The following is a 12,864-nucleotide window of genomic DNA, read 5'->3' on the forward strand; positions in this document are numbered from 1 at the left end:
GTGCTGGGGAGTCAGTAGGTCTCGACGTGCACGCTGGTCTCGCTGAGCGCTTCGACCACGAAGATCCGGGCGCCGACCGGGATCGGATGGTCGGCGCGGGCGTTGAGCTTGACCGGCTGACCGGCGAGGCGTACCCGGACCTCGCCGTAGCCGCCGGCGGGGACCGGGGTCACCACGAGGCCGATGGCGCCGGCCAGGTCGTCCCGCGTCGGCGTGGCGTCGGTGCGCATGTTCCGGGCCGCGCGGCTGAGCCGGGCCGCCAGCCAACCGGTGGGCACGGCGGCGAGCGCGCCGCCGCCCACCGCCGCGGCGATCATCGCGGGGGTACGCCCACCGAGCAGCTCGTTGACGATCGCGGCGCCGAAGCCGAACGCGCCGGTGAATCCGGCGACCGCCTCCAGCGACACCGGCCCGTCGACGTCCGGATGACCCAGGTGCAGCACACCCGACCCGAGCAGGGCGAGCGTCAGCACCCCGACCCCGACCCCGCCGATGATCAGGAAGATGAGCGTCCCCGTGGCCACGACCTGCACGGTATCGATGCCGTGCAACATCAACGACCGCTGAACGGTCAGCGTGGAGCGACAGTCACCTCAAGATCGACCAGCTGCTTCGGCAGTGGCTGACGGACCAGTTCCCGACCTGAGGTGTCCGCGAGCACGAAGTCCCGCGACCCGTACGGCCGCCGGTAGAGCAGCCGGTCGCCGGTGACCCAGACGACGTCGGCGGTGGGCAGCGGGTTCACCACCCGGCCGGTCGCCGTCTCCACGAGCAGCGGCTCGGTCAGGCCCTGGACGACCACGAGCCTTCCGTCCGGCGACCAGGCGTCCGGACCGACCGGCCCGCCGGGCATGGTCACCAGCCGGGTGGGCCGGCCGTCGTCCACCGACAGGAGCTGTACGCCCTTGGCGAGATCCCGGGGCTGGCTCTCCGAGCGACGCTTGCTCAGCGTCAGCGCCACCTCCCGGCCGTCCCGCATCCACGTGAACTCGCAGGTGTCGGCGCAGGGCCAGCCCAGGAGACCCACCGGGTGGGTCTGTCTGGTGCCGTCCAGGTGCAGCACGATGAAGCCGAAGTGGTCCAGTTGGTGGGTGGTGAACAGCAGCCGCTGCCCGTCCGGTGACCAGCGCGGCACGGAGAGCGCCCGGCCCACCTCGTACCAGCGGGTCGTTCCGCTGGAGAGGTCGAACAGGCCGATCTCCCGGGGCCGGTCGTCGTCCCGCACCGCGACGAGGGTGCCGGTGGGTGCCGGGAAGATGCCGTCATAGCGGTCGGTGCTGAAGTAGCGACCTCGCTTCCGGTCGAGCAGGACTCCGCCGCCGGAGCCGCCGGCGCCCTGCGCCCGGGTCACCACCCAGTCTCCGGGCAGCGCCAGTGGTTTCCCGGCCCAGTCCGCACCCGGGGTGGGCCGCATCGCGGGCGACGGGGTGGCGGTCACGGGTGGTGTCGTCGGGGGTGGGACCGGGCGGGGCCGGAGCAGCACGAACGGCAGCGTCACGGCGGCCACCGCGGCCAGGGCGGCGGCGGCCGCCGTCACGCGCCGCCGGCGGCGCAGCCGGCGACCACGGCCAAGCGCCCGGGCGGCCAGATCCGGGGCGGGGCCGGCGTCGTCCGCGAGGTCGCGTACGGCCGCCCGGAGGGTCTCGTCCAGCGACATGCTCATCGGGTCACCTCCGCTCGGCTGGTCCGCTCGTCCAGGCCCGGCACCAGCTGCCGGAGCTTGGCCAGGGCCTTGGCGCTCTGGCTGGCCACCGTGCCGGTGCGGCAGCCGAGCAGTTCGGCGGTCTGCTCGACGCTCAGGTCCTCCAGGTAGCGCAGGGTCAGCACGGCCCGCTGCCGGGGCGGCAGCGCCCGCAGCGCGTCCCGCAGCAGCAGCCGCAGATCGCTGTCCTCGCCGCGCGCCGCCCGCTCCGGCACGTCCGCCACCGGCACCTCCGGGCGCCGCGCCCGGCGCCGCCAACCGGAGACCTGGTCGTGGTAGAGGATCCGTTTCACGTACGGTTCGGCGTCACCGCGGATGCGCGGCCAGCGGGCGTACGCCTTGGCCAGCGCGTTCTGGAGCAGGTCCTCCGCCGCGTGCTGGTTCCCGGCCAGCGCGTACGCGACGCGCAGCAGGGCCGCTCCTCGTTCGTTGACGAACGCGGTGAACTCCCCGTCGACCTCTGCCACCGCCCACCTCCGTAGCTCAGACGCCCGGGGCGGGAGGAACTTTGCCTCATGGCGCGGGACAATGGGCGACATGCGTTGGACCGTTCTCGACTCGCCGATCGGGGAGTTCTCCGTCGGCACCGACGCCGACGCCGTGCGCGGGGCGCACTTCGGCCGGGTGGCGTCGGCGACCGACGAGCCGGGCGACGAGGTCGCCCGGCGGGCGGTGGCCGAGCTGCGGGCGTACTTCGCCGGTGAGCTGACCGGGTTCACCGTGCCGGTGGTGGCGCCGCGGGGCTCGGAGTTCGAGCGCGCGGTCTGGCGGGAGATGACCCTCATCCCGTACGGGGAGACGAAGACCTACGGCGAGGTGGCGAAGGCGGTCGGGGATCCGGGCGCCGCCCGGGCGGTCGGGGTGGCCTGCAACCGCAACCCCATCCCGGTGATCGTGCCCTGCCACCGGATCGTGGGGGCGGGCGGCAAGCTGGTGGGCTTCGGCGGCGGGCTGCCACGCAAGGTGACCCTGCTGGAACTCGAGGCGGCCGTGGCGCTGCGCCGCGCCTGGTCCTGACGTACCGAACGAGGAAGGCCGGGTCCGCGGGGACCCGGCCTTCCTTCGGTGTGCTCAGCGCGTCAGCGCTCGACCTCGCCCGCGATGAACGCCTCGACGGCGGCGTGCGCGTCGTGGTCGGCGTACTGCTTCGGCGGGGACTTCATGAAGTACGAGGACGCGGAGAGGATCGGGCCACCGATCTTCCGGTCCAGCGCGATCTTCGCGGCCCGGACGGCGTCGATGATGACACCGGCCGAGTTCGGCGAGTCCCACACCTCGAGCTTGAGCTCGGCGTTCAGCGGGGTGTCACCGAAGGAGCGACCCTCCAGGCGGATGTACGCCCACTTGCGGTCGTCCAGCCACGGCACGTGGTCGGACGGGCCGATGTGCACGTCGCTCTTCTGCATCTCGTGCGGGATCTGGGACGTCACCGACTGGGTCTTCGAGATCTTCTTCGAGACGAGGCGGTTGCGCTCCAGCATGTTCATGAAGTCCATGTTGCCGCCGAAGTTGAGCTGGTACGTGCGCAGCAGCTCGACACCGCGGTCCTCGAAGAGCTTCGCCAGGGCGCGGTGGACGATGGTGGCGCCCACCTGGCTCTTGATGTCGTCACCGACGATCGGCAGGCCCGCGTCCTCGAACTTCTTCGCCCACTCGGGGTCGGAGGCGATGAAGACCGGCAGGGCGTTCACGAACGCGCAGCCCGCGTCGATGGCAGCCTGGGCGTAGAACTTGTCGGCCTGCTCGGAGCCCACCGGAAGGTAGGAGACGACCACGTCGACCTGCGCGTCGCGCAGCGCCTGGACCACGTCGACCGGCTCGGCGTCCGACTCCTCGATGATCTCGCGGTAGTACTGGCCGAGACCGTCAAAGGTCGGGCCGCGCTGCACGGTGACGCCGGTCGGCGGCACGTCGCACAGCTTGATGGTGTTGTTTTCGCTGGCCACGATGGCCTCGGCGAGGTCCATGCCCACCTTCTTGGCGTCCACGTCGAACGCCGCGACGAACTTCACGTCGGAAACGTGGTAGTCGCCGAAGGTGACGTGCATGAGACCCGGGACGCGGTCGTTCGGGTCGGCGTTCCGGTAGTACTCCACGCCCTGCACGAGGGACGAGGCGCAGTTACCCACACCGACGATGGCGACGCGGACGGAGCCCATAACGTCTGCCTCCTTCTTCTTTCATCACGGCCGCTTCGTCCTGGACTCTCCAGGCGGGGGCGGGCTGTCGTTTTCTCCTCGGCCGCCGGCCGTCCCGGGTTGGGGGACCGTCGGGGCCCGGCCGGAGCGCTCGTTGGCGATGAGCTCCTCCAGCCAGCGGACCTCGCGCTCACAGGCGTCGAGCCCGTGGCGTTGCAGTTCCAGGGTGTACGCGTCGAGCCGCTCGGCCGCCCGGCCGAGCACGTCACGAAGGCCTTCGCGACGCTCCTCGATCTTTCGACGACGACCTTCCAGGATCCGGAGCCGGGTGGCCTGGTCGGTCCGGGCGAAGAACGCGAAGTGCACGCCAAAGCCCGTGTCGTCGTACGTCTCGGGTCCAGCCTGCGCTATGAGCTGGGCGAAGCGTTCCTTGCCCTCGGCGGTAATGGTGTAGACCACCCGACCGCGTCGGCTGGTCAGCGCGGGAACCTCCTCGGCGGTGGCGGGTGTCTCGGCGGCTTCGGTGATCCATCCCGCCGCCTGCAACCGGCGCAGGGTCGGGTAGAGCGAGCCGTAGCTGATCGCCGCCCGGATCGCGCCGAGCTTGGCGGTCAACTCCTTGCGCAGCTCGTAGCCGTGCATCGGAGCCTCCTGCAGGAGACCCAGGATGGCGAACTCGAGCACGGGCCATCCCTTCTTACCCCCGGCGCGGAGCGGTAACCGCCGCGATGTATCGAACCGATACATCGCACGTTAGCGGAGACGCGTGATCAGGGCAAACCCCTGAATCCGAGGTTCTGCCGTCACGGATCGTGACGATGGTCGCCTCGCCCCGCCGGACCGCGTACCCTTTCCCGCATGCGTACGCAGCGCCAGGTCGTCGACTACTCGCTCCAGAAGCGAGCGGTGCTGCGTGAACTCCTCACCGGGCGGATCGGCACCTACGACGTCTGCGACGCCTCGCCGTACCTGAAGAACGCCGCCCGCTTCCACGGCGAGCCCACCGACGAGCGCTGCCCGATCTGCCGCAGTGAGAACCTCATCCACGTCCACTACATTTACGGCGACGAACTCAAGCAGTCGGCCGGCCAGGCGCGTACCCGGGCGGAGTTGCCGGTCCTGGCCATGACGCTGCGTGAGTTCCAGGTGTTCGTGGTGGAGGTGTGCCCCGGCTGCGACTGGAACCATCTCGTCGAGCAGTTCCTGCTCGGCCGGGACGGGCTGGCCGGCGGCACGGATGACACGGTGGAGCAGGAGACCGCGACCGGCTCCACCCCTCGGCGAAGGCGAGAGGCGCAACGGTGAACCTGGCTGTCCCGCTCGATCCCGGCCCGACCCCAGGGCGGGACGACCGACAGCCACTAGGTCTGATTGATCCGAATAGGTCGGATTTGACGCCTGCGCCCGGGCGCGCCCGGGGTGTAGCGTCTCGTGTTCCATCTCACGGCAACCCGGTGGCGGCGCGCCCGCGCCCCACCGCGACCGGCAGGGTGTGAGGAATGAACTACGGCGATCCCAGTTCTTCGCGTGGGCGGGCCCAGATCCCGGGCCCGAACGGCGAGCCCGGTTCTCCCGGGAGCCCGCACGGGAACGGCTGGTCCTCCGGGTCCGACGGCGCTGCCTCGGCCCGGGCCTCCGTGACGCCGCGCGGCTCCGCGTCCGGCGGCCGGGCCTCGGTCGGAGGCGCTGCCTCGGCACCTCGTGGCGCCGCCGGCTCGGCCTCGGTGGGCCGGGCCGGGCCGGGGCGCGCCTCCGTGCCCGTCTCGCCGGCGCCTGGCGCCTCCGGGCGCGCCGGGGCGGGCCGCGCCTCCGTGCCGATCTCCCCGGCCGGCCCCGCCGGGCGTGCCTCGGTCGGCGCGGCGAGCGTCGGCACGGCCGGGCGGGCGAGCGTCGGTTCGGCGGCAGTGGGTGGCCGGGCCGCGGTGGCCCGCGCCGGGGTGCCCGGCATGGCCGGTGGCGGCCCCGGTGGGCCGGGCGGCCCGACCGGCCCGGGTCGCGGGGGTCGCGGTGGCCGCGGGGACGACCCGGCGTCGCGGGCCCGGGCGAAGAAGCGCCGGCGGATCAACATGATGATCGCCGGGTTCGCCGTCTTCATCATGCTCGCCGGCATGGGCGTGGTCGGCTTCACCTGGTACTCCCAGAAGGTGCTGCTGCCCGAGGACACCATCCCGCCGCTGTCGACCACCATCTACGACCGGACCGGCAAGACGGCCATCGCCAAGATCGGTGACCAGAACCGGCAGCTCGTCACGATCGAGCAGATCCCGGAGTGGGTGCAGCACGCCGTCGCGGCGGCCGAGGACCGGAACTTCTACCGGCACTCGGGTGTGGACTACAAGGGCATCGCCCGCGCCGCCTGGAACAACATCAGCGGCGGCGACAAGCAGGGCGCCTCGACGATCACCCAGCAGTACGCGCGCAACGCCTTCGACAACCTGAACCAGGACACGTACGGCCGCAAGGTGAAGGAGGCGATCCTCGCCTCCAAGCTGAACGACCGGTACGACAAGAAGACGATCATGCAGCACTACCTGAACGTGATCTACTTCGGCCGGGGCGCGTACGGCATCCAGGCGGCCGCGCAGACGTACTTCGGCAAGGACGTCTCCAAGCTGACCGTGGCGGAGGCGGCGGTGCTCGCGGCGCTCATCAAGCAGCCCGAGCCGAGCGCCACGCACAAGGGTTACGACCCGGCGATCAACCAAGAGGCCGCGCTGGACCGGTGGAACTACGTCATCAACGGCATGATCACCGAGAAGTGGCTCGACGCGCCGAACATGCCGCCACACCCCACCGAGTACCCGACCAAGACGCTGAAGAAGCCCACGAAGAACAACGGCGGCGGGTTCGGCATCGACACCCCGTACGGCAACGTCGTCAACTACGTCTCCCAGGAACTGCGGGAGATGAACCTCTGCACCGACAACGAGGCCGAGGTCACCGAGAAGAAGCCGCTCTGCGCGAAGGCGCTGAGCCGGGGCGGTTACAAGATCACCACCACCATCGACAAGAAGATGCAGGAGGCGGCGCTCGACGCCGCCCAGCGGGCCAAGAAGGGCTCGGAGCTGTACAAGCAGCCGACGAACCTGATGGCCGCCGTGGTGTCGATCGACCCGAAGACCGGGGCGGTGCGCGCCTACTACGGCGGGGACAACGGCACCGGCACCGACTATGCCGGTAAGAACGTGGACAACGGGGTGCTCTCCGGAGGCCACTCACCGGGTTCGAGCTTCAAGATCTACACTCTGGCGGCGGCCCTCAAGGCGGGCATCTCGATCAAGTCGCGGTGGAAGGGCTCGGCGTTCACCCCGAAGGACACGAAGTTCAAGGTAAGTAACGCCGGTGCGGACAAGGTCTCCTGCGGCGATTCCTGCACTCTCGAGATCTCGACCCTCAAGTCGCTGAACGTGCCGTTCTACTACATCACCGAGCAGATCGGCCCCGACAAGGTGCTCGACATGGCCAAGCAGGCCGGCGTCACCACGATGTGGGACACCAACACCGTCAAGGCGTACGACCTCACCAAGGCGGACCCGAAGGATCTGGCACCGTCGCCCTTCTTCCACGTCATCGGCTACGGCCAGTACCCCATCACCGTGCTCGACCACGCCAACGGCGTGGCCACCTTCGCCAATCAGGGCATCTACAACAAGGCGCACTTCGTGAAGCTGGTGCAGAAGCAGAACCCGGACACCGGCAAGTGGGACACGGTCGGCGGGGAGAAGCTCAAGCCGCTGCCGCGCATCGACCCGGACATCGTCGCCGACGTCACCTCCGTGCTGGAGCAGTATCCGGCCAAGTCCTCACATCGTCCGCTCGACGAGGGGCGGAAGGTCGCCGAGAAGACCGGTACCTGGGAACTCGGTGACGGCAGCACCCGCAACGGCGACGCCTGGATGATCGGCTACACGCCGCAGCTCGCCACCGCCGTCTGGGTGGGCAATCTCAAGAATCGCAAGGCGATCAAGGACAAGAACGGCAACGACATCAGCGGTGCCAAGATGCCCGGCGCCATCTTCCAGCGCTTCATGAACGACGCGCTCAAGGGCGAGGAGAAGATGGACTTCCCGCCCGCCGCTCACGTCGGCAAGGACGACACCGGCAACGGCACGGCGCCGCCGCCGGAGCTGCCGCTGCCGGGCCAGCAGCCGGGCTGTGACCCGCTGGGCCTGTTCTGCCCGGGCGGCAACAACGGCGGCGGCAACGGCGGCAACAACGGTGGCAACAACGGTGGCAACACCGGGCCGGGCCTCCCGCCGGGACCGGGCGACACCGGCGGCCGAGGCGGTGGCCTGCTACCGAGTACACCAGCCACCCGCCAGACATACTGACGCTCGCGGTAGGCCACGACGGCGGCCGGACCACCTGGTCCGGCCGCCGTCGGCGTTTCGCGGAGCGGAATTTGTGCGCGCGAGGCGGGACGGCGGGGCCCGGCGTACGGCAGGATGCCTCTCCATGAGCACCCAGTCGACGGCAGGCATCGACGAGAACGGCTCCGAACGGCACCTCCGGTCCGGCGCGTCCGAGGCCGCGCCGCGGCCCGGCGCCGTCGTGGACCACCCGTCCCGCTCGGACGGCTTCGTCCGCGGCGCCGCCGAGCTGATCGGCGGACCGCTGGGTGACCACGCCGTCGCCCTGGACCGGCCTCCCGGCCGGGAGGGCCGGTTCTGGACCGCGGCCCGGATCGTGCTGGCCCTGGTGTGCCTGACGCTGGCCCTGCACTGGGTGCAGAAGTCCCCCTGCCAGGACGGCGCCTGGCAGAACAACGTCCAGTACACCCGGATGTGCTACACGGACGTGCTCGCCCTCTACTACGCCGAAGGGCTCAACGAGGGCAAGGTCCCCTACGCCGACCACCCGGTGGAGTACCCGGTGCTGACCGGCTACTTCATGGGCGCGATCGGGCTGCCGGTGCACGCCCTCGGCGTGGACCGGCCCGGCATCAACCAGGGGCAGTGGTTCTACAACCTCAACGCGCTGGTGCTCAGCGCGCTCGCCGTCGCCACCGTGGCGGTCATCCTCAGCCTGCGCCGCCGACGACCGTGGGACGCGGCCCTCTTCGCGCTCTCACCGGCCCTGGTGCTCACCGCCACCGTCAACTGGGATCTGCTCGCCGTCGGGCTCGCCGCGTTCGGGCTGCTGGCCTGGGCGCGCCGCCACCCCGCCACCGCCGGCGTGCTGCTCGGCCTGGCCGGGGCGGCGAAGATGTGGCCGCTCTTCCTGTTCGGCCCGATCCTCGTGCTCGCGCTGCGCGCCGGCCGCCTGCGGGCCGCGCTCACCGCCACCGCCACCGGAGCGGTGGCCCTGATCGCGGTCAACCTGCCGGTGGCGATCCCCTACCGGGAGAACTGGGAACGCTTCTTCGATTTGAACACCACCCGCGCGATCGACTGGGGCACGCTCTGGTACATCGGCCGCTACCTGGACGGCAGGATCAGCCCCTCCGCGCCCGGTGACCTCGGGCCCTTCGAGTGGCTGAACGCGCACATCTCCACCCTCAACTGGCTGTCGTACCTGCTCTTCGGGCTGGCCTGCGTCGGCGTCGCCGCGCTGGCGCTGCTGGCACCGCGTCGCCCGCGGCTCGCCCAGCTGGCCTTCCTGGTGGTCGCCGCCTTCCTGATCTTCAGCAAGGTCTGGTCCCAGCAGTTCGTGCTCTGGCTCCTGCCGCTCGCCGTGCTCGCCCGCCCCCGCTGGGGCGCCTTCCTGGCCTGGCAGCTCGCGGAGGTCTGCTACTTCGCCGCCTTCTACGGCGAGCTGCTCGGCGCGGCCACCACCCGGCCGGTCTTCCCCGAGGGCGTCTTCGTGCTGGCCGCCAGCCTGCGCCTGATCACCGTCGCGGTGCTCTGCGGGTTCGTGATCCGGGACATCCTGCGTCCCGAGCGGGACGCGGTGCGGGACACCTACGCGGACGACCCGGACGGCGGGGTGCTCGACGGCACGCAGGACGCGCCCTGGTACCAGCGCTGGCGGCACGGCACCGCCGCCGATCGCCCCGCCGAGGCGGTCACCGCCTGACCGGTGGACACCCGGTCAGAGGCGGTAGACCACCGCGTCGCCGACCTCTTCCCGGGTCACGCCCAGCCCGTCGACCGGCCGGTCGAGCATCCCCTCCCACGGGGTGCCGCCGAGCCGGTCGCGGAGCACCACCACGTTCTTCACGCCCAGCTTCCGCAGGTAGTCGACGCTGCCGAAGTCGGGGAAGCTGACCGTGGCGTCGCGGACCTGGGCCTGGGAGTTCGGGGTGAAGCCGCTGCCGCCGTTGACCATCCGCTGGAACCGGTCGGTCGACCAGAGCATCACCGGCTGGTCCAGGTTCTGGCTGCTGGGCAGCACCAGCATCGGCCCGTCCACGGTCCGCATCACCGCCGGCTGCTGCGGCACCACCGGATGCGGCGTCACGTTCAACCCCTCCACCACGACCAGCAGCAGCGGCACGAGGGTGGCCAGTCGCAGCCACGGCCCCGGCCATGGCGGGACCCGCTCGGCGGCGAGCTCGCGTACGCGGGCGCAGAACGCGGTGACCGCGCCGGCCGCGAGCAGGCCGAGCAGGAGCGTCGTCCAGAGCATCATCCGGCCCGGGGTACGCAACCCGTTCCAGCCCGGCAGGTGCTCGAAGAGCGGCACGTAGGTGAACCGGCCGTCGAGGAACCGGGTGCCCATCGCCAGCGCCATGGTCACCAGCACCCCGGCCAGCAGGAAGAGCCGGTGGCGGACCCGCCAGACCGAGAAGAAGAGCCCGCCGGCGGCCAGCGCGTAGAGCGCGAAGCCGGGCAGCAGCGTCATCTCCGGATGCCAGGGCAGCACGGCCCGGGCGCCCTCGTGCAGCTCACCCCAGACCCGCGACTCCGCCGGGGCGGTGAAGAACCCGCTGGCCGGCGGCGAGTAGAGCTGGATCTCGCCGAGCGTCCGGGCCGCGTTCGGATGCTGTTCGGCGACGGTGAAGTACGGCACGGCCAGCAGCGCGCCCACTGCGGCGAAGACCAGCCCGCCGAGCAGGTCGGCCAGGAGCAGCCGCCAACCGAAGGGACGCTTCCCGCGGCGCCGCCGCGCGAACCAGACGACCGCCGAGACCAGCACGATGCCGGCCAGCAGGTACGCGAACGGCAGCCCGATGCCGAAGCCGAGGCTGAGCTGCCAGGCGGCCACCAGCCAGCCCGCGAACGCCCAGCCGGCGTGCCGGCGCCGGGGCCGGTAACCGTGCCGCAGCGACCAGCCGTGACCGCGGGCGAGCATGGCCAGCGCCAGCGGGATGCCGCCGTTGGAGATGATGTGCAGGTGCCCGGCCTGGGCCAGCAGCCACGGGGCGTACGCGTAGCTCGCCCCGGCCACCGCCCCGCCGATCCGGCCCGCGCCGAGCTGCCGCGCCAGCGCGTACGCCCCGAACGTGGCGAGGGCGTGCGCCAGCACGAACATGATGTTGTAGCGCAGCAGGGCGTCCTCGGGGCCGACCCCGATCATGCCGGCCGGGGCGTAGCCGAGCAGGGTGTCGGAGAAGGCGAAGCTCCACGGCTCGGGGAAGAACGTGTTCGAGTTCCACAGCTGCGCCGGGTCGGTCAGCAGGATGTGGCCCGACCAGGCCATCTGCCAGGCCTGGAGGCTCGGATCCCAGTAGTCCTGCGGCAGGGTGTAGCGCGGGTAGCGCAGCGTCGGCCAGGTCATCAGCACGGCCAGCGCCAGCGAGGCGACGGCGGCCAGGGTCCACTCGTGCACCAGGGACCGGCCGACCGCGCGGACCACCCGGCGCGGCCGGCTGAGCACCGGGTCGGGCGCGGGACCGAACGCCGTCCAGGGATCGGCCGGCTTGTCGGCGTCCTTGCCGGCGGCCCCGGTCTCGTCGTCCTTTCCCGCGGTGCCCGGGCCGGCCGTGCCGTCCTTCGCCGCCGTGTCCGACCCGGCCTCGCCGTCGGCTCCGGCCCGGCTGCCGGTACCGCCCTCGTCTTCGTCGGCCTCGTCGGCCGTGCCGGTGCCGCCGGCGGTGGCGGCCGCGGCGGTCTCCGCCGCGGCGGTGCCCTCGGTGCCCTCGGCGCGGTCACCGTTCCGGCCCGCCTCGGCGGTCGGCGCCGGCGCGTCCCCCGGCCCGGTCGAGGTCGCGTCCGCGCCCGCCGTGCCGCCCTTCTTCCGGACCCGTCGGCGGGCGGTCGCCTTCGGCTTCGCGCCGGACGCGCTGTCGCCCGTGGCCGGCGCCGGGTCGCTGTCGGCCCGGCCGCCGGTCGCGTCGGACTGCTCGGTGGTCATGCCGCGGTGCCCAGCTGCCCGCGCAGGAACGCGATGTCGGCCGCCTGGCCCTCGACGCCGCCCGGCGTCTCCACGATGACCGGCGCGCCCGCCGCCCGGATCACCGCGACCACCAGCTCCGGGTCGATGGTGCCGCCGGTGAGGTTGTCGTGCCGGTCCTGACCGGAGTTGAACGTGCCCTTGGAGTTGTTCGCGTGGATCAGGTCGATCCGGCCGGTGATCGCCTTCACCCGGTCGACCAGCCCCAGCAGCTCCTCGCCCCCGGCGTGCGCGTGGCAGGTGTCGAGGCAGAAACCCACCTCGTAGTCGCCGAGCGCGTCCCAGAGCCGGGCCAGCGCGTCCAGGTGCCGGGCGCAGGCGTTGTCGCCGCCGGCGGTGTTCTCGATGAGGATCGGGAGCGGGAAGCCGCCCGAGTCCGCCGCGTACGCGAAGGTCTTGCGCCAGTTGTCGAAGCCGACGGCGAGGTCGTCACCGGCGTTGACGTGGCCGCCGTGCACGATCAGCCCCTTGGCGCCGACCGCCGCCGCGGCGGCGGCGTGGCCGAGCAGCAGCTTGCGGCTGGGGATGCGGATCCGGTTGTTCAGCGTGGCCACGTTGATGACGTACGGCGCGTGCACGTAGAGGTCGACGTCGGCGGCCCGCAGGCGCTCGGCGTCCTCCCGCGGCTTCGGGGCCTTCCAGCCCTGCGGGTCGGCGAGGAAGAACTGCACCGCCTCGGCGTCCCGGGCGGCCGCCTCGGCCAGCGGGTCGGTCGGATCGACGTGGGCTCCGATTCGCATGCAGGGCAGC

General features: G+C 71.8%; 11 protein-coding genes. 4 read left to right on the forward strand and 7 right to left on the reverse strand.

Features of this window, described 5'->3' with window-relative positions; translation table 11 throughout:
• Window positions 1–11: 11 nt before the first annotated feature.
• Genes ACZ6PY_RS26540 through ACZ6PY_RS26550 form a run of 3 tightly spaced genes read right to left on the reverse strand, consistent with a single transcriptional unit; the run spans window position 12 to window position 2,169 of the window.
• Window positions 12–554, reverse strand: a complete 543-nt coding sequence (locus ACZ6PY_RS26540) for a hypothetical protein (RefSeq protein ID WP_466076628.1) — start codon at window positions 552–554, stop codon at window positions 12–14.
• A gap of 17 nt (window positions 555–571) precedes the next feature.
• On the reverse strand, window positions 572–1,663 hold the full coding sequence (locus tag ACZ6PY_RS26545) for a TolB-like translocation protein (RefSeq protein ID WP_466076633.1): 1,092 nt from the start codon (window positions 1,661–1,663) through the stop codon (window positions 572–574).
• Window positions 1,660–2,169, reverse strand: coding sequence for a SigE family RNA polymerase sigma factor (locus ACZ6PY_RS26550; RefSeq protein WP_466076637.1), 510 nt, complete (start codon window positions 2,167–2,169; stop codon window positions 1,660–1,662). Before ACZ6PY_RS26550 ends, ACZ6PY_RS26545 begins: the two co-directional genes overlap by 4 nt.
• Window positions 2,170–2,239: 70 nt before the next feature.
• On the opposite strand from ACZ6PY_RS26550, the gene ACZ6PY_RS26555 reads away from it, so the two are divergent.
• Window positions 2,240–2,719 (forward strand): methylated-DNA--[protein]-cysteine S-methyltransferase, encoded by a 480-nt coding sequence (locus ACZ6PY_RS26555; RefSeq protein ID WP_466076641.1) that lies wholly within the window; start codon window positions 2,240–2,242, stop codon window positions 2,717–2,719.
• A gap of 62 nt (window positions 2,720–2,781) precedes the next feature.
• On the opposite strand, the gene ACZ6PY_RS26560 is transcribed toward ACZ6PY_RS26555, so the two are convergent.
• Entirely contained in the window at window positions 2,782–3,861 is a 1,080-nt protein-coding gene (locus tag ACZ6PY_RS26560; RefSeq protein ID WP_091264990.1) for an inositol-3-phosphate synthase, read from the reverse strand.
• Between the two features lie 24 nt (window positions 3,862–3,885).
• Window positions 3,886–4,524: a PadR family transcriptional regulator gene (locus ACZ6PY_RS26565; protein WP_262285026.1), complete on the reverse strand. Its 639-nt coding sequence runs from the start codon at window positions 4,522–4,524 to the stop codon at window positions 3,886–3,888.
• A gap of 174 nt (window positions 4,525–4,698) precedes the next feature.
• Between ACZ6PY_RS26565 and ACZ6PY_RS26570 the strand changes: the two genes are divergently transcribed.
• The 3 genes from ACZ6PY_RS26570 (at window position 4,699) to ACZ6PY_RS26580 (ending at window position 9,855) form a co-directional block, all read left to right on the forward strand.
• A complete protein-coding gene (locus ACZ6PY_RS26570) occupies window positions 4,699–5,145 on the forward strand; it encodes a DUF5318 domain-containing protein (protein WP_262285027.1) in 447 nt (148 codons plus the stop codon).
• A 194-nt stretch (window positions 5,146–5,339) separates the two neighbouring features.
• On the forward strand, window positions 5,340–8,171 hold the full coding sequence (locus tag ACZ6PY_RS26575) for a transglycosylase domain-containing protein (RefSeq protein ID WP_466076647.1): 2,832 nt from the start codon (window positions 5,340–5,342) through the stop codon (window positions 8,169–8,171).
• 124 nt (window positions 8,172–8,295) lie between these two features.
• Window positions 8,296–9,855: a glycosyltransferase family 87 protein gene (locus ACZ6PY_RS26580; RefSeq protein WP_466076650.1), complete on the forward strand. Its 1,560-nt coding sequence runs from the start codon at window positions 8,296–8,298 to the stop codon at window positions 9,853–9,855.
• A 15-nt stretch (window positions 9,856–9,870) separates the two neighbouring features.
• Here ACZ6PY_RS26580 and ACZ6PY_RS26585 read toward each other — a convergent pair whose 3' ends face one another.
• Both ACZ6PY_RS26585 and ACZ6PY_RS26590 read right to left on the reverse strand, forming a co-directional pair.
• Complete coding sequence (locus ACZ6PY_RS26585) at window positions 9,871–12,075, reverse strand: ArnT family glycosyltransferase (protein ID WP_466076653.1); 2,205 nt, start codon at window positions 12,073–12,075, stop codon at window positions 9,871–9,873.
• Complete coding sequence (locus ACZ6PY_RS26590) at window positions 12,072–12,854, reverse strand: deoxyribonuclease IV (RefSeq protein WP_466076656.1); 783 nt, start codon at window positions 12,852–12,854, stop codon at window positions 12,072–12,074. Before ACZ6PY_RS26590 ends, ACZ6PY_RS26585 begins: the two co-directional genes overlap by 4 nt.
• Window positions 12,855–12,864: the final 10 nt, after the last annotated feature.

The sequence above is a fragment of the Micromonospora sp. NPDC048907 genome, assembly GCF_055586885.1.